The organism is Microbacterium sp. NPDC003461, assembly GCF_053588335.1.
Genome location: NZ_JBSFPT010000025.1, coordinates 1 through 15,665, shown reverse-complemented (window position 1 = coordinate 15,665; position 15,665 = coordinate 1). Strand labels below are relative to the sequence as shown.

The 15,665-nt window shown below is 66.7% G+C and carries 15 protein-coding genes; 7 read left to right on the top strand and 8 right to left on the bottom strand.

All coding sequences use genetic code 11. The annotated features are described in order from the left end of the window. Positions 1-12: 12 nt before the first annotated feature. Together ACWDR7_RS10280 and ACWDR7_RS10275 are read right to left on the bottom strand one after the other, a co-directional pair. Positions 13-990, bottom strand: a complete 978-nt coding sequence (locus tag ACWDR7_RS10280) for a flavin-containing monooxygenase (RefSeq protein ID WP_449854815.1) — start codon at positions 988-990, stop codon at positions 13-15. A 26-nt stretch (positions 991-1,016) separates the two neighbouring features. Next, a complete protein-coding gene (locus tag ACWDR7_RS10275) occupies positions 1,017-1,736 on the bottom strand; it encodes a DsbA family protein (protein ID WP_449854814.1) in 720 nt (239 codons plus the stop codon). Between the two features lie 991 nt (positions 1,737-2,727). Between ACWDR7_RS10275 and ACWDR7_RS10270 the strand changes: the two genes are divergently transcribed. The 3 genes from ACWDR7_RS10270 (at position 2,728) to ACWDR7_RS10260 (ending at position 5,057) form a co-directional block, all read left to right on the top strand. Further along, positions 2,728-3,378 (top strand): M23 family metallopeptidase, encoded by a 651-nt coding sequence (locus tag ACWDR7_RS10270; protein ID WP_449854813.1) that lies wholly within the window; start codon positions 2,728-2,730, stop codon positions 3,376-3,378. 437 nt (positions 3,379-3,815) lie between these two features. Beyond that, positions 3,816-4,067, top strand: coding sequence for a serine hydrolase (locus ACWDR7_RS10265; protein WP_179430654.1), 252 nt, complete (start codon positions 3,816-3,818; stop codon positions 4,065-4,067). A gap of 9 nt (positions 4,068-4,076) precedes the next feature. Further along, a complete protein-coding gene (locus ACWDR7_RS10260; RefSeq protein WP_449854812.1) occupies positions 4,077-5,057 on the top strand; it encodes a helix-turn-helix domain-containing protein in 981 nt (326 codons plus the stop codon). Positions 5,058-5,943: 886 nt separating this feature from the next. On the opposite strand, the gene nrdF is transcribed toward ACWDR7_RS10260, so the two are convergent. From nrdF to nrdH, 4 genes are all read right to left on the bottom strand, one after another. Beyond that, entirely contained in the window at positions 5,944-6,918 is a 975-nt protein-coding gene (gene nrdF / locus ACWDR7_RS10255) for a class 1b ribonucleoside-diphosphate reductase subunit beta (protein WP_449854811.1), read from the bottom strand. 34 nt (positions 6,919-6,952) lie between these two features. Beyond that, entirely contained in the window at positions 6,953-9,112 is a 2,160-nt protein-coding gene (gene nrdE, locus ACWDR7_RS10250; RefSeq protein ID WP_449854810.1) for a class 1b ribonucleoside-diphosphate reductase subunit alpha, read from the bottom strand. Then, the gene (nrdI, locus tag ACWDR7_RS10245) at positions 9,094-9,525 is read right to left on the bottom strand and encodes a class Ib ribonucleoside-diphosphate reductase assembly flavoprotein NrdI (RefSeq protein WP_449854809.1); all 432 of its coding nucleotides are present in this window, start codon (positions 9,523-9,525) and stop codon (positions 9,094-9,096) included. Before nrdI ends, nrdE begins: the two co-directional genes overlap by 19 nt. Positions 9,526-9,605: 80 nt before the next feature. Beyond that, a complete protein-coding gene (gene nrdH, locus ACWDR7_RS10240) occupies positions 9,606-9,839 on the bottom strand; it encodes a glutaredoxin-like protein NrdH (RefSeq protein ID WP_449854808.1) in 234 nt (77 codons plus the stop codon). A gap of 377 nt (positions 9,840-10,216) precedes the next feature. Here nrdH and ACWDR7_RS10235 point away from each other — a divergent pair, with 377 nt between their 5' ends. The 3 genes from ACWDR7_RS10235 (at position 10,217) to ACWDR7_RS10225 (ending at position 13,367) form a co-directional block, all read left to right on the top strand. After that, complete coding sequence (locus ACWDR7_RS10235) at positions 10,217-11,440, top strand: MFS transporter (RefSeq protein ID WP_449854807.1); 1,224 nt, start codon at positions 10,217-10,219, stop codon at positions 11,438-11,440. A 44-nt stretch (positions 11,441-11,484) separates the two neighbouring features. Next, positions 11,485-12,126: an Atu4866 domain-containing protein gene (locus ACWDR7_RS10230; protein WP_449854806.1), complete on the top strand. Its 642-nt coding sequence runs from the start codon at positions 11,485-11,487 to the stop codon at positions 12,124-12,126. Between the two features lie 62 nt (positions 12,127-12,188). After that, positions 12,189-13,367 (top strand): acyl-CoA dehydrogenase family protein, encoded by a 1,179-nt coding sequence (locus ACWDR7_RS10225; RefSeq protein WP_449854805.1) that lies wholly within the window; start codon positions 12,189-12,191, stop codon positions 13,365-13,367. Positions 13,368-13,393: 26 nt separating this feature from the next. Here ACWDR7_RS10225 and ACWDR7_RS10220 read toward each other — a convergent pair whose 3' ends face one another. Continuing rightward, positions 13,394-13,666 carry a metal-sensitive transcriptional regulator gene (locus ACWDR7_RS10220; RefSeq protein ID WP_261165083.1) on the bottom strand — a complete coding sequence of 91 codons (273 nt, stop codon included), beginning with the start codon at positions 13,664-13,666 and terminating at the stop codon, positions 13,394-13,396. Positions 13,667-13,728: 62 nt separating this feature from the next. Between ACWDR7_RS10220 and ACWDR7_RS10215 the strand changes: the two genes are divergently transcribed. Next, entirely contained in the window at positions 13,729-15,000 is a 1,272-nt protein-coding gene (locus tag ACWDR7_RS10215) for a DUF445 domain-containing protein (RefSeq protein ID WP_449854804.1), read from the top strand. Positions 15,001-15,005: 5 nt separating this feature from the next. Here ACWDR7_RS10215 and ACWDR7_RS10210 read toward each other — a convergent pair whose 3' ends face one another. Continuing rightward, complete coding sequence (locus tag ACWDR7_RS10210) at positions 15,006-15,482, bottom strand: YbaK/EbsC family protein (protein WP_449854803.1); 477 nt, start codon at positions 15,480-15,482, stop codon at positions 15,006-15,008. Positions 15,483-15,665: the final 183 nt, after the last annotated feature.

Genomic DNA, 15,665 nt, shown 5'->3' with positions numbered 1-15,665 from the left:
ATTCTGCTTTCTTCATGGGCGTTCGATGATGCGAAGGGCGATGGTCGTGGCATCCCGCCGGACCCCTGAGATGGTGTCCGAGCCCCCACCGCCGTACTGGGGGATCCCGGCGACGAACAATCCCGGCAGCCCGGTCATCGTCCGCTGGGGAGAATCGGTCCGGGCGTCATCCGGTAGCCAGTCGTCACCAGGGTCGAATCCGGTCGCGAGAATCACGGACCCCGGCGTTGCCACTGTTCCGTCGACGAAGGTGACAGCGCTCCTCCCCGCCTTTGCCACTGCAGGGCAGATGCTGACGCCAACATCACGCAATTGTTCGTAGCTGTCCCCGAATACCGGCTCCGGTCGCGACCCCCGGGCAAAGAGTTGCCTGCGCAGGTACCGCGATGCCTGCTGGTGCCTACGAGCCGTGCGAACAGCCAAGGTCACCGCATGCGACGGTGCGAGTTCATGGGCCAACTGCACACCACTGTTCCCGCCGCCGACGATGAGCACATCGTCCGTGGGAATCTGCAGCGGATACAGATATTCGCTGCTGTGCAGCACAACCCCGGGCACCTGAAGCTCCGCCGCCCATGTCGGGGTGCGCGGATGTGTGGCGGCACCCGTTGCGCACACGACGTTTCGGGTCTGCACCTCGCCTTCCGTGGTCGACAGGTGCAAGACCGAGCCGGACCCGCGCCGCTCCACACCTGTCGCCCGGACACCCCAGAGGGTCTTCACGCCGAGATCGCCCTCGACATCGCTGAGGTATTCGATCATCTCGTCGGCACGCGGCCGACGTCGCTGATCGCCCGGAAAGGGCAGGCCCGGCAGAGCGCTGTGAGAGGCGTGGCTAAGAAGCACCATCGAGTGCCACCGGGAAGCCCAGCTGCGCACGCCTGGTGGAGCTTCGTCGATCACGACGAAATCCTGCTGGGGCTGCAGCCCTTTCGTGATTAGGGCGGCCGCCACGGCGAGACCGGCCTGACCGCTGCCGACGATGATCACTCGTCTATGCGACAGTCCTGTCCGCATTACTCGCCACCGTTCACCGCTGCTTCAATGGCATTCTCGAGATCGTCCAGCTGCTGCAAATCGACCTGCTCACCCTCGAGGAAGAATGTCGGCGTGCTATTGACGCCGAGCTCCTGCCCCGCGTTGAAGTCGAACTCGACACGTTCCAATGTGGCGGGATCCGCGATGGCAGCGTCGTACGCAGCCATGTCCAGGCCGATCTCCTCAGCGAAACCCCGAAAGAGATCAGCACGGGATTCCTGAGCCTCGCCCCACTCCGTCTGCGTCTCGAACAGTCGGCTGTACATCTCCTCCAGCCGATCCTGCTGGGCAGCAGCCTCCGCGGCCAACGCCGCGTTCTGTGAGTTGAAATGCCCGGGAAGCGGGAAGTACCGCACCACGTAGGTGATCTCCCCCGCGTACTTGACCCGCAATTCCTCCACGATCGGGTAGAACATCCCGCAGGCCTCGCACTCGAAATCGAGGAACTCCACGACCTCGACAGCACCCTCCCCACCGTCGTCGAGGATGTGCGAACTAGCGTCAACAACCGCGGGAGGCGGGGCTGTCTGCCCGTCCGGTATCTCGGCTGAAGGGGCGGTCGGGCCTTGGCTGTTGATCACCACATAGATGATCGCGGCCACGACAAGGGCGACGACGATCCCCGCGCTAATCAGGATCGGCCGCCAGTTGAAAGCGGGATCGCGCGGCTTTCCAGAAGGGTTCATCCAGTACTCCAAACAAGAACAATCGGCATGGAACAGGCACCGGGCAGGTACCCGGGTGCACGGAGCCGTCCACACGAGACGGCATGCCAAATATCAGGTTCGGGAAAGACCCAACTGTGCCAGCGACAATGTGCCGGCCCGAGCAACGATGATGCGCACCGGGACGAGTGAGAGTGCCATCCATCGAGGGGCGAGATATGCGACCCCCCGGTGGCGCGAAACCATCCGAGCAAAGATCACGAGGACAAGTCCGCACAACATGCCGAGGGCGCACAGCGCTGCCCCGACGAGGACCCCCGCCATCGAGGCATCGGCGGCTTCCAGGTGCTCGTCGACGGTACTCCCGGTCTCTCCCGAAGCAACGTGCGGATCGAGGAGTGTGCTCGCCACGAGTAGTGAAGACGAGGCCCCTTCACTCTCGGAATGCGATGCACCCGCTGCCCCCAGAAGCAGGAGGAGAGCCAAGCCGACTGCCGTAATGATCCTCGTTATCAGAAGCTGCTCACTGAGCACCCTTGAGGGTTGCACTTGAGCCGAGGAGATCATCTCCCCAAGGGTACCGTGCCGACCTTCTGAGTCTCCTCCATGTACGCGGATCCAGCTCTCTAAGCAGATGCTGTGAAAGCGCATCCCAATTTGACCTAAGCGAATCGGACTATCTACCGTTACAGATCAGTAACGATCGGGTCTGCGATCGAGATAAGTATTCTGCTCTACCGGAAGGATCACGATCATTTCTGGGTTACCCGAGCGCGCATCCGAAAAGGCGACGACGACGTCGACAGACCCCGGCTTCCCCGATCGCCCCCTCCTTCGTCGCGATCTCCGCGGCCAAGGCCGCCCGGTGTCACAGGAAGCTCCGACGACCCGCCATGCCCCCGTCATCCCGCGGCACGGAACTGAAGCCCCCGTACAGGCAGTGTCTGCGACACCTCCCCACCGCCCGCGCGCCCGGAGCTCGTGGGCTCGAGCGAAGGCACTCGGAGCCGTCCTCGCCGTCAGCGTGTTGATCACCGGCGCCGCCCTTCCGGGAATATCCGACGCAGAACCGGAGCAGGTAGAGGCCGCGGCCACCGTTGACGCACAGTCCTACACCGCAGGCGAAAACATCCGGGTCGAGGTCTTGCCTCGCGGGGACTTCTCCGCAACGACAGAGAAGGAGATCGCCGCGTCGCGCGCGCAGGCGATCGCTGCCGCCGTCGCATCTGGCCGGCCCCTCTCGACAGCTGTGAACCTGCCAACAGCTCAACAGGTTCTCATGCCGTTACCCTCCGGAACCTACTCGGTCAGCGACGGGTTCGGTGCCTCTCGTCCGGGTCGCTCGCACATGGGTCAAGATCTCGCGGCGTCAGTCGGGACGCCCATCTATGCGGCTGTCGAAGGCTGTGTTTCGCTCTCAACCGAGAGCAACAGTGGCTACGGCGTGAGCATTCAGGTCGAGAGCCTGTTCAACGGAGAGACAGTCAGCACCCTCTACTCACATCTGAACGGCGGGACCCGCGCGGTAGAAGTCGGGGACTGCGTCGCTCCCGGCCAGTATCTCGGCGACGTCGGCTCCACCGGCTACGTCTTCGGATCCTGCCTGCATTTCGAGGTCGACATCAACGGTCGCCCCATCGATCCCATGCCGTGGCTCAGGAAGAACGTGCAGTGAGATCAGTTCAGCTCCGGAAAAGGGGCTGAACAATCATCGACCTGCTGAGGCCGAACAGCGCGCCGACGCCCGTGGGGAGAAAGGATGGTCCGCCCGGGGCATACCTCCTCAGCGGCCGCAGCACACTACTGGGCCACTCCGCATCTCGTACACTCGCGGCGTGGGCTATGTCGGTGAGCCCGAAGCCAACGTCTCGCAGAACCCAGGGCAGTGCACAGCAGGATGCGGGACACTATCGGGATATGGAACGCTTCTGGTGCCGCAATTCAGGTGGTGGCCTTCATGTTTTCTCGGCTGGGACGACCCCGCAAAGGAGAAAACCGTCTGGGACTCTGCCTCACCGTGCTGCGCCCCTATCTGAACTGACCGAACATACCCCACCTGAGCAGACGTATCAACGGGCAACTCTTCATCGCCCAACAGAAAGTGAGCACACCATGACCAGAGAACGTACCGCGACCGATTCATTCGCTGACATCAGAGAACTGTTCGAGAGCAAGCTCGACGGCAACCAAGAGCTGGGCGCGTCGATCGCGCTCGATATCGACGGCCAGCGGGTTTTCGGTTTCTGGCGCGGCTACCGCAATCCCGAGCGGATCAACCCCTGGACTCGCGACACCATCATGAACGCCTTCTCGACTACCAAGCTCGCCACTGCCCTGACAGTGCTCGCGCTCACCGACCGCTGACAGCGCGCCGTGCGCCGCTTCGCGGCTACGCGAGAGGACTCATTCGAGGCCAGGCATGACCTGCCGCTCCCTCCGCCGCTCGGGGTCACGCTCTCCTACCCAGCGATCCAGATACCAGGTGACATCGCGGCCATCGAGATGGTGCGCACGATTCCGTCAAGCCGTACCGTTTTCCGGCATGTGAAGGTGATCAATGTCGTCGAGGGCTCTTGCGCCTTCGAGACCGCAGAGAGCATGCACATCCTGCGCCCGGGCATGTCGCTGGCACTCGGCACCGGCAAGTGGTGCCGAGTTTGGCCAGCACCCACAGCACGAATCTGGGCCATCTACGCCGACGAACAGTTCTGGCGCACACAGATGGCATGGTTTCTCCCCGATGCGGATCGAGTGCTCCGAGGAGTGCACCCCCTCGAGTGGGACGGTCGCGCGATTGTCCTTGCACCGGGCGTCGCCACACTGCAACAGGCCGAACCGCTATGGCGACAGATGAGCGTCATACGCAGCAAAGCCGAATCACCCGAAGTCGTCGCAACTCACACTCTCGAGCTTCTCGCACGATGGATGAGGCTGGTGCTGCGGGCCTTCTTGAATGCGGCGCCAGCCACTCCCCCAGCCCCGTGGACGCCCATTAGTGGACGACTGACCGACACTGGATCTATCGGCTACATCGGTCGGGCAATCCAGTTGCTCCGCAGGCGCATCGCAGAACCGTGGACTATTGCGGCACTCTCACGAGAACTCTCGCTTTCACGAACCCACCTCACCCGCTTGTTCGTACAGCACGCCGGCGCCGCACCGATGCGCCTGCTCACTGAACTCCGGCTCACAGAGTTCACGCGGCTCATAGAAGAAACAGATCTTTCAGTGATGCGTGCCGCGAACGATGTTGGATGGAACGATCCGCGCGTCGCGTCCCACTGGTTTCGTCGTCGCTACGGCACCACGCCCACGCAGTACCGGCGCACGCCACACACGGTTGCTGAGGATTGACAAGGCCACGTTATCCCAATCAACCGCACGGAGCTCGATCCGACGTCGTTGTCCCAACGAACTTGCTCATCAGATTCTCGGGAACTACCGTTGGCTGGCCGCCTCGGCGTCTCTTACCGCCACTCGCCGCATGAACCGTGATTCTCGACGAAGGGCTCACGTTCGTCATGTGCATCTCGACGGATGCGCCGCAGGCCAGTAGACCGAAGCAGACACGTCGGGTTCGTTGTGGAGCCTGACGGTCGGCCCTCCGTCCGCCATCCGTCCTCGCTCCGCTGATCTTCCCGGCGCACCACATGGTCGCAAGGCCGTCCGCATCTTGTGGGAGCCCTGGGAAGGAGTAGCGCATGGCTATAGAGGCGATACGGGACGACGCTCGCAAGACCTGCCACGGGTTCGCGAAGGTCATGACCAACTTACGCCAGCGGCAGTCGGCCAAAGCTGTAGGCCGCGAGTTCGCTGCGGCATGTCCACTGGCGGAGGTGGTGATGGTCGAGCGTGAGCGAAGAGCAACACTCATGGCAGACCCGTCGCCCGAGTGCAAAGGATCGATTCCGTGCCGCGAAGAGAATTTGGGGTCGCCGTCACACACCTATTGGTCACCTCGTCCTAAGGAGTTGACCTCATGAGAGAGCCTTCATCTGAACCGCTTCCCGACTTCACCACCGGCGAAGGACTCCGCGTCCTGCTGGAGCAGCTCACCACCCCGCTCTCTCCTGGAAGGTGCGGGCGTGCCACCCGCGTGCCACACCCAACGACTGCTGACGTCCATATCCGTCCTCCTCTGTTCTCAGGAAGGCGGCACAAAAAGAGGCCCGGATCTGCAGAAACCTGCAGATCCGGGCCTCCCATCAGCCCTTTTCCGGGCCGGACGAGAACCGGTGCTTTAGAAGTCCCAGTCCTCGTCCTCGGTCTGCTCGTGCTTGCCGATGACGTACGACGAGCCCGACCCGCTGAAGAAGTCGTGGTTCTCGTCGGCGTTCGGCGACAGGGCCGAGAGGATCGCCGGGTTCACGGCCGTGACGCTCGAGGGGAACATCGCCTCGTAGCCCAGGTTCATGAGGGCCTTGTTGGCGTTGTAGTGCAGGAACTTCTTGACGTCCTCGGTCAGGCCGACCTGGTCGTAGAGGTCCTGCGTGTACTGCACCTCGTTGTCGTAGAGCTCGTACATCAGCGAGAACGTGTAGTCCTTGATCTCGTCGCGCTTGGCCTGGTCGACCTTCTCGAGCCCCTTCTGGAACTTGTAGCCGATGTAGTAGCCGTGCACGGCCTCGTCGCGGATGATGAGGCGGATCAGGTCGGCCGTGTTCGTCAGCTTCGCCCGCGAAGACCAGTGCATCGGCAGGTAGAAGCCCGAGTAGAACAGGAAGCTCTCGAGCAGGGTCGAGGCGACCTTGCGCTTGAGGGGCTCGTCGCCACGGTAGTACTCCATGACGATCTGCGCCTTGCGCTGCAGGTTGGGGTTCTCGACCGACCAGCGGAACGCCTCGTCGATCTCCTGCGTCGAGCACAGCGTCGAGAAGATCGACGAGTAGCTCTTGGCGTGCACCGACTCCATGAACGCGATGTTCGTGTAGACGGCCTCCTCGTGCGGGGTGACCGCATCGGGGATCAGCGACACCGCGCCGACGGTCGCCTGCACGGTGTCGAGCAGGGTCAGCCCGGTGAACACGCGCATGGTGAGCTGCTGCTCCTCCGGCGTGAGCGTGTTCCACGACTGGATGTCGTTCGACAGCGGGATCTTCTCCGGCAGCCAGAAGTTGCCCGTGAGGCGGTTCCACACCTCGACGTCCTTCTCGTCCTGGATGCGGTTCCAGTTGATGGCCTGGACGTGATCCAGGAGCTTGAGCGTCTCCGTCATCGTTCTTTCTCTCTCGAAATCCCTGATCAGCCGCTCAGAGCGTGCAGCTGACGCAGCCTTCGACCTCGGTGCCCTCGAGGGCCATCTGGCGCAGGCGGATGTAGTAGATGGTCTTGATGCCCTTGCGCCAGGCGTAGATCTGGGCCTTGTTGATGTCGCGGGTCGTGGCGGTGTCCTTGAAGAACAGCGTCAGCGACAGACCCTGGTCCACGTGCTGCGTCGCGGCGGCGTATGTGTCGATGACCTTCTCGTAGCCGATCTCGTACGCGTCCTGGTAGTACTCCAGGTTGTCGTTCGTCATGAACGGCGCCGGGTAGTAGACGCGGCCGAGCTTGCCTTCCTTGCGGATCTCGATCTTCGACGTGATCGGGTGGATCGACGCCGTCGAGTTGTTGATGTACGAGATCGAGCCGGTCGGCGGCACCGCCTGCAGGTTCTGGTTGTACATGCCGTACTGCTGGATCGACGCCTTCAGCTCGCGCCAGTCGTCCTGCGTCGGGATGTGGTGGGCGCCGAACATCTCCTTGACCTTGGCGGTCTTCGGCTCCCAGACCTGGTCGATGTACTTGTCGAAGAACTCACCCGACGCGTACGCCGAGTCCTCGAAGCCCTCGAACGTCACACCCCGCTCCTTCGCGATGTTGTTCGACGCGCGCAGCGCGTGGAACAGCACCGTGTAGAAGTAGATGTTCGTGAAGTCGATGCCCTCCTCCGAGCCGTAGAACACGCGCTCGCGGGCGAGGTAGCCGTGCAGGTTCATCTGGCCGAGGCCGATCGCGTGCGAACGGTCGTTGCCGTCCTCGATCGAGCGCACCGAGCGGATGTGGCTCTGGTCGCTCACCGCGGTGAGGGCGCGGATGGCCGTCTCGACGGTCTGGCCGAAGTCGGGCGAGTCCATCGCGAGCGCGATGTTCAGCGACCCGAGGTTGCACGAGATGTCCTTGCCGATCTGGTCGTACGAGAGGTCCTCGTTCAGCGTGGTCGGCGTGTTCACCTGCAGGATCTCGCTGCAGAGGTTGGACATGTTGATCCGGCCCTTGATCGGGTTGGCCTTGTTCACCGTGTCCTCGAACATGATGTACGGGTAGCCCGACTCGAACTGGATCTCGGCGAGGGTCTGGAAGAACTTGCGCGCGTTGATCTTGGTCTTCTTGATGCGAGGGTCGTCGACCATCTCGCGGTACTTCTCGGTGACCGAGATGTCGCCGAAGGGCACGCCGTAGACACGCTCGACGTCGTACGGCGAGAACAGGTACATGTCCTCGTCGTTCTTGGCGAGCTCGAACGTGATGTCCGGGATCACGACGCCGAGCGAGAGCGTCTTGATGCGGATCTTCTCGTCGGCGTTCTCGCGCTTGGTGTCGAGGAAGCGCATGATGTCGGGGTGGTGCGCCGAGAGGTACACGGCGCCCGCGCCCTGGCGCGCGCCGAGCTGGTTCGCGTAGCTGAACGAGTCCTCGAGCAGCTTCATGACGGGGATGATGCCGCTGGACTGGTTCTCGATCTGCTTGATCGGGGCGCCGGCCTCGCGGATGTTCGACAGCAGCAGGGCCACGCCGCCGCCGCGCTTGGACAGCTGCAGCGCCGAGTTGATGCCGCGCGCGATCGACTCCATGTTGTCCTCGATGCGCAGCAGGAAGCAGCTGACGAGCTCGCCGCGCTGCGCCTTGCCGGCGTTGAGGAAGGTGGGCGTCGCCGGCTGGAAGCGGCCCGAGATGATCTCGGCCGCGAGCTTCATGGCCAGGTCCTGGTCGCCGTCGGCGAGCGCGAGCGCGGTCATCACCACGCGGTCCTCGAAGCGCTCGAGGTAGCGCTTGCCGTCGAACGTCTTGAGCGTGTAGCTCGTGTAGTACTTGAACGCGCCGAGGAAGGTCTCGAAGCGGAACTTCTGCGCGTACGTGAAGTCGTTGAGCTTCTGGATGAACTCGAACGGGTACTTCTCGATGACGGCGCCCTCGTAGTACTCCTTCTCGACGAGGTAGTCGAGCCGCTCCTTGAGCGAGTGGAAGAACACCGTGTTCTGGTTGACGTGCTGCAGGAAGTACTCCCGCGCGGCGCGCTTGTCGGCGTCGAACTGGATCTTCCCGTTCTCGTCGTACAGGTTCAGCATCGCGTTGAGGGCGTGGTAGTCCATCCCCTCGAACCTGACGTCGTGCTTGAAGTCCACGTCTGAGGTCACTGCAGCTTCCACCATCGTTCCAATCCTTCGCTGACGCGATCCACGTCTTCGGGCGTGCCGAACAGTTCGAGCCGATACAAGTGGGGCACGTCGCACTTGCGGCTGATGATGTCGCCGGCGAGGCAGAAGCCGTCGCCGAAGTTGGTGTTGCCCGCGGAGATGACCCCGCGGATCCCGCGTCGATTGTGTTCGTCGTTCAGGAATCGGATGACCTGCTTGGGCACCGCGCCGTTGCCGTCGCCGCCCCCGTAGGTCGGCGTGACGAGCACATACGGCTCGTCGACGCGCAGCGGCTCGTCCGAGCGGTGCAGGGGGATGCGCTCGGCCCGCAGCCCGAGCTTCTCGATGAAACGCGCGGTGTTGCCCGACACGCTCGAGAAGAAGACGAGGAGCGGCACCTCGGTCGCGGTTGCGGTTGCGGTTGCCATGATCCCTCCCCGGATTCCTGAGCTGCCTCGAAGGGCTGTTCCCGACGGCGCCGAAGCCGGCGACCCGGCCGACGCGTCGGTCAGGCCAGGCGCGCGGCGAGCTCGTCGATCTTGTCGGGGCGGAAGCCCGACCAGTGGCCCTCGTCGGTGACGACGACCGGCGCCTGCATGTAGCCGAGGGCCTTGACCTGCTCGAGAGCAGCCGGGTCCTGCGACAGATCGGTGACCTCGTACTCGATGCCCTTGGAGTCCAGAGCGCGGTACGTGGCCGTGCACTGGACGCAGGACGGCTTGGTGTAGACCGTGATCGCCATGTTGCTGTTCCCCTCAAGATCTGTGCTGTGCCGGCGTAACCTCCGCCGGGAGCTCAATACTACATATGGGTACCGACATTCAGATGCACCACAAGGGGTAGTAGTTACATCCATGTGATTTTCCACCGCTCTCCACCGCTTGCCCACAGGTCTGTGCACCGATTCGTCCACAGCTCGGAGGGCCGGAGCGCCCGCGGAATCGCCTGATCGCCGGGCATTCGGCGCCCCGTCCCCGCGGCTCTCCACAGCCCGGACGATACGGCGGACCACCGACATCCGAACTTCTGTGGAGAGGCTGCGTCGGCGTGTCGCGGCGTGTCGCGCAGGGCGGGCCGCGCAGGCGCACGCACAGCGCGCGCGGGGTAGCGTTGACACCTGTGGCGGGGTACCGGGATCTTCTGCGCACGCGGGGCGTCGCGCGCATCATCGCAGCGCAGCTGACGGCACGCTTCCCCGGCGGCATGATGTCGCTGGCCGTGCTGCTGCACATCGAGCACCTCACGCACTCCTACGGCGCGGCCGGCACCGTGCTGGCCGCCACGTCGATCGGCCAGGCCGTGGCGGGGCCGCTCACGAGCCGGTGGATGGGCGCGTGGGGCATGCGGCCCGTGCTGCTGCTCACCACGGGCGTGCAGGCCGTCGCGCTGCTGCTGCTGGCGCTCGTGCCGCTGCCCGTCGCGGCGCTCATCGCGTGCGGCCTCGTCATCGGCCTGTCGACCCCGCCCGTGCAGCCGGCCGTGCGCACGATCTATCCCAAGATGGTCAACGCCTCGCGCCTGACGCGGCTGTTCTCGCTCGACGCGTCGCTGCAGGAGATCATCTGGGTGGTCGCGCCCGTGCTCACGACGTTCGTCGCGATCCAGATCAGCACGGTCGCCGCGCTGCTGCTCATCATCGTGTTCCTGCTCGCGGGCGGCGCGTGGTTCATCTTCTCCCCCGAGGTCGGCCGGGTGCGCATCCCGCGCAGCCGCCATCCGCTCGGCCGCGTGCTGCGCAAGCCGCCCGTGATCCTGTCGACGGTGGTCGGCGTCGTCATGCTCGCCGCGATCTCGTCGCTCGAGACCGGCGTGGTCGCGGCCTACGGCGAGGGCGGGCTGGAGTCGGGGCTCATCCTCGCGGTCTTCGCGGCCGGCAGCCTCGCCGGCGGGCTCGGCTTCGGGCACCTGCCCATGGGACCGTGGTCGGCCGCCCGCCGCCTCGCCATCATGGCGTTCGGCATCGCGCTCACCCTCTTCTCGCTGAACGCCTGGTGGCTGGGCTTCTCGGTGCTCGTGGCCGGCATGGGCATCGCGCCGGTGTTCGCGCTGACGTTCTCGATCGTCTCGGCGAGCGTCAAGTTCAGCGAGACGGCCGAGGCGTACGGCTGGCTGAACACGGGCCAGCTGATCGGCGCGGCACTCGGATCGGCGATCGCCGGCTTCGTGATCGACGGCGTGGGCCCGGCGGCGGCGTTCTGGGTCGCGACGGGCTTCGCGGTGCTGTGTGTGCTCCTCGCCGCCGCGTGCGTGCGCGGCTTCCCCGACCTGCGCGGGCGCGACGCCAGCCCCCAGCCCGACACGGGCATGATCCAGACGGTCACCGGCTCGTTCCGCATGCCCTGAGCCCGACCCCACCCGCAGAGCTCGACCCACCTCTGGAGGACAGCATGCGCCGACTCACCGTCACCGACACGCTCATCCACATCACCGCGACGCGGACGGCGCAGGGCGATGTTCACGTCGCGGGCGCCGTCATCACCGCCGACGCCGGCGAGCACCCCGACGCCGACGTGATCGACGGTCGGGGCGCGGCGACCGTGCCCCTGTACGTCGAGACCGTCCTCGCGCCGCCCTTCTCCGCGGACGCCGCCACCTTCGATCTCGTCCCGGGCAACCCTGCGACCTTCGCGGTGATCGAGGGCGCGGTGCGCGCCGAGCAGATCCGGCACATGCTCGTCGTGAGCCCGCGCGCGCTGCGCGCGGTGGTCGTTGACGGCACGCTCGTCGCGCGCGACGGGGAGCCCACCCGCGCCGCCGGGACCGACGCGCTCGCGGCGGAGGACCCACGCCTGGGGGCATGGACGGACGCGGGCAGGGACATGACGCAGTTCCTCACCCGGGACGGCCGTTACAGCGAGACCCGTGGCGGGCGCCGCGACGCGTACACGGGTCGCTTCTGGCTGGACGGGGACCGCATCACGTACCTCGACGACACGGGGTTCTGGGCGTTCGGGCAGTACGTGGGCGGCGTCCTGCACCACGCCGGATTCGTCCTGCGCCGTGACGCGGCGGCATCGGCTCACCCGTGAGGCAGCCGACCCAACGCCTGCTGCCCCGTCCCGCCCCTCCCGCGCTGTTCTAGGCTGGCGGCATGACCGCTTCCGGGGACGCCGCGGGCTTCGAGCCCGCCGACCACCTGCCCGACGAGCTGCTCGAGCGCATCCGCGGCCGCGCCGCGCGCGTCGACGCCGACAACGTCTTCCCCGACGACGATCTCGCCGAGCTGCGGGATGCCGGGTACCTCGCGATCCTCGTGCCCGCCGACCGCGGCGGCGCCGGGCTCAGCCTCGCGCAGGCCTCCGTGCTGCAGCAGCGGCTCGCGACGGCCGCGCCCGCCACGGCGCTCGCGATCAACATGCACCTCGTCTGGACGGGCGTGGCGAAGGTGCTGCGCGACCGCGGGATCGACGACCTCGCCTTCGTGCAAGAGGGCGCCGCGGCCGGCGAGGTGTTCGCGTTCGGGATCAGCGAGGCCGGCAACGACCTCGTGCTCTTCGGCAGCGACACGGTCGCCGAGCCTCGGCCCGACGGGGGCTACGCGTTCACGGGCTTGAAGATCTTCACCTCGCTCGCTCCCGTGTGGACGCAGCTCGGCCTGCACGGCCTGGACGCCTCCGATCCCGACGACCCGCGGCTCGTGTTCGCGTTCGTGCCGCGCTCCGACGCCGTGGTCACGCGCGACGACTGGGACACCCTCGGCATGCGCGGCACCCAGAGCCGCACCACCGAGCTGCACGGCGCCGTCGCGCCGGCCGAGCGCGTCGTGCGCCTCGTGCCGCCGGGGCCATCCCCCGATGCGCTCGTCTTCGGCATCTTCGCCGTGTTCGAGCTGCTGCTCGCCTCGGTGTACACCGGCATCGCGCGCCGCGCCCTCGACCTGGCCGTCGAGACGGCCGGCCGGCGCCGCTCGAAGAAGACAGGACTCGCGTACGCGCAGGACCCGGACATCCGCTGGCGCGTGGCCGAAATGGGTCTCGCCTACGACGCCCTGCCGCCGCAGATCACCGCCCTCGCGGGCGACGTCGACGAGGTCGCCGACCACGGCGCCCGCTGGTTCACGCTGCTGTCGGGCGTGAAGCACCGCGCCACGGCCGCGGCGAAGCGGATCGTCGACGAGGCGATGCTCGTCGCGGGCGGCTCGTCGTACTTCGCGTCGAACGAGCTCTCGCGCCTGTACCGCGACGTGCTGGCGGGCGCCTTCCATCCCTCCGATCCGGAATCGGCGCACGCGACCGCGGCGTCGTACTGGCTCGGGCCACTCGAGTCCTGACGCGGGCGCGGCTCAGCGGCCCGGCGTCAGCGGCCGTCGAAATCGAAGGCGCGCAGCAGCTCCTCGACGGCCTGCTCGCGGTTGTCGCCGCCCGTCTCGAACATGTGGGTGACGTGCGTGCGCAGGTGGTTCTCCAGCAGCAGCCGATTGAGCGATTCGAGGGAGCGCTGGATGGCGCGCGACTGCGTGATGATGTCCATGCAGTAGTCCTCGTTCTCGATCATCCGGCCGAGGCCGCGCAGCTGGCCCTCCAGGATCCTCGTCCGGTGCAGCGCGCGCTTCTGGATGTCTTCGATCACGCAGGTCACTGTACTCGGCACGCCCGGGTGTCGGCTCCGTTTCGGCGTGCCAGGATGACCGCATGACCCGCACGCCGACCGAGTTGCTGTCCCCGGCCGATCGCGAGCGGCGCCGCGCCCTGCGGCGCATGAAGGCGGTCGCGCTCGGGGCGCTGCTGGCCACCGCGATCCTCTTCGCCGTCGGCTTCGTGTGGCAGGACGAGGTGCCGGCGCTCGCCTACGTGCGCGCCGCCGGCGAGGGCGGCATGGTCGGCGCGCTGGCCGACTGGTTCGCCGTGACGGCGCTGTTCCGCAGGCCGCTGGGGCTGCCGATCCCGCACACGGCGATCATCCGCACGCGCAAGGATGAGATCGGCCGCTCCCTCGGCGAGTTCGTGGAGACGAACTTCCTCTCCTCACCCGTCGTGCGCGCCAAGCTGGAGGGCACGCCGATCTCATCCCGCCTCGGCGCGTGGCTGTCCGAGCCGGCGCACGCCGAGCGCGTCGCGTCGGAGGGCGCGGCGATGGCCTCGGGCGTGCTCTCGGCGCTGAGCGACGACGACGTGCAGGACGTGATCGAGTCGCTCGCGCGCGAGCACCTCATCGCCCCCGACTGGGGCGCGCCGCTCGGCACGTGGCTGGAGCGGCTGGTCGACGCCGACGCGCACCGCGCGGCCGTGGACCTGGCCGCCGAGAGCGTCGCCGGCTGGCTCGCGGGCAACCGCGCGATCTTCGACGGGCTCGTCTCCCGGCGGCTACCCTCGTGGGTGCCGTCGCTCGCGCACCGGTTCGTCGACGACACCGTCTACCGCGAGGCGGTGGCGTTCGTCGACGCCGTACGCGCCGATCCGCATCACCCGGCACGGCGTGCCGTGAGCGCTTACCTCGGCCGGCTGGCGCAGAGCCTGCAGCACGACGACGCGACCCGACGAAAGCTGGCCGAGGCGAAAGAGTCGGTGTTCGACAGCCCGCGGGTGCGCGAGCTCGCCGGCGCCGCGTGGGGCACGGCCAAGGCGGGCCTCGTGCGCTCGCTCGAGGACCCGGCGAGCCCGTTGCGCGAGCGGGTGCGCGATGCGCTGGTCGACGTCGGGCAGCGACTCGAGACCGACCCGGCGCTGCAGGCGAGGGTGGACGGGTGGATCACCGACGCCGCGGTGTTCCTCGTCGACCGCTACCGCCACGACATCGCGTCGCTGATCACCGACACCGTGGAGCGCTGGGACGCCGAGGAGACGAGCGAGAAGATCGAGCTCATGGTCGGCCGCGACCTGCAGTACATCCGGCTCAACGGCACGGTCGTGGGCGCGCTGGCCGGAGTGGCCATCTTCACGGTCGCGCACGCCCTGCTGGGCTGATCGCCTCAGTCGACCTTCGCGATCGTGCCGCCGGTGAGGCGCACGAGCTCCTCGAACGTGAGCGGGAAGACGGAGTGCGCCGTGCCGGCGGCGGCCCACAGCCGCGGGTAGGCCGCCAGGTGCTCGTCGACGATCGTGCGGATGGGCGCCGGGTGCCCGGTGGGAGCGACGCCGCCGATCACCTGCCCCGTCGCGGCGACCACCTGGTCGGGCTTGGCCCGCCGGATCTCGGCGAGGCCCAGACGCTCGGCGAGGGCGGCGGTGTCGACCCGGTGCGCTCCGCTCGTCATCACGAGCAGCGGCGCGTCGTCGCACCAGAACACCAGGCTGTTGGCGATCGCCCCGACCTCGACCCCGAGCGCGGCGGCCGCCTGCGCGGCGGTCGCGGCGGCGTCGGGGAGGAACACGATCTCGCCCGGGATGCCTGCGGCGCGAAGCTGCTCGGACACGAGGACATTGCGCGGATGGAGGGAGGCGACCATGCCGCCGATTCTAGGGAGCGACGCTCCCCCGAGACGACTCGAGCCCCTCGCGGGAACGCCGTCAGGCGTTCTCGGGAGGGGCTCGATCGTCGTGTAAACGACGGAAGGCCGCCCAGCGTTGGGCGGCCTTCCGGTGAAGTGGTGTCCGGCGGTGTCCTACTCTCCCACAGGGTCCCCCCTGCA

What these genes read in the sequence shown, in the direction of transcription:
- ACWDR7_RS10265 (WP_179430654.1), top strand. Translation starts at nt 3,816, where the DNA reads ATGACCAGAGAACGTACCGCGACCGATTCATTCGCTGACATCAGAGAA.
- nrdF (WP_449854811.1), bottom strand. Translation starts at nt 6,918, where the DNA reads ATGACGGAGACGCTCAAGCTCCTGGATCACGTCCAGGCCATCAACTGG.
- nrdE (WP_449854810.1), bottom strand. Translation starts at nt 9,112, where the DNA reads ATGGTGGAAGCTGCAGTGACCTCAGACGTGGACTTCAAGCACGACGTC.
- nrdI (WP_449854809.1), bottom strand. Translation starts at nt 9,525, where the DNA reads ATGGCAACCGCAACCGCAACCGCGACCGAGGTGCCGCTCCTCGTCTTC.
- nrdH (WP_449854808.1), bottom strand. Translation starts at nt 9,839, where the DNA reads ATGGCGATCACGGTCTACACCAAGCCGTCCTGCGTCCAGTGCACGGCC.
- ACWDR7_RS10230 (WP_449854806.1), top strand. Translation starts at nt 11,485, where the DNA reads ATGCGCCGACTCACCGTCACCGACACGCTCATCCACATCACCGCGACG.
- ACWDR7_RS10225 (WP_449854805.1), top strand. Translation starts at nt 12,189, where the DNA reads ATGACCGCTTCCGGGGACGCCGCGGGCTTCGAGCCCGCCGACCACCTG.
- ACWDR7_RS10215 (WP_449854804.1), top strand. Translation starts at nt 13,729, where the DNA reads ATGACCCGCACGCCGACCGAGTTGCTGTCCCCGGCCGATCGCGAGCGG.
- ACWDR7_RS10210 (WP_449854803.1), bottom strand. Translation starts at nt 15,482, where the DNA reads ATGGTCGCCTCCCTCCATCCGCGCAATGTCCTCGTGTCCGAGCAGCTT.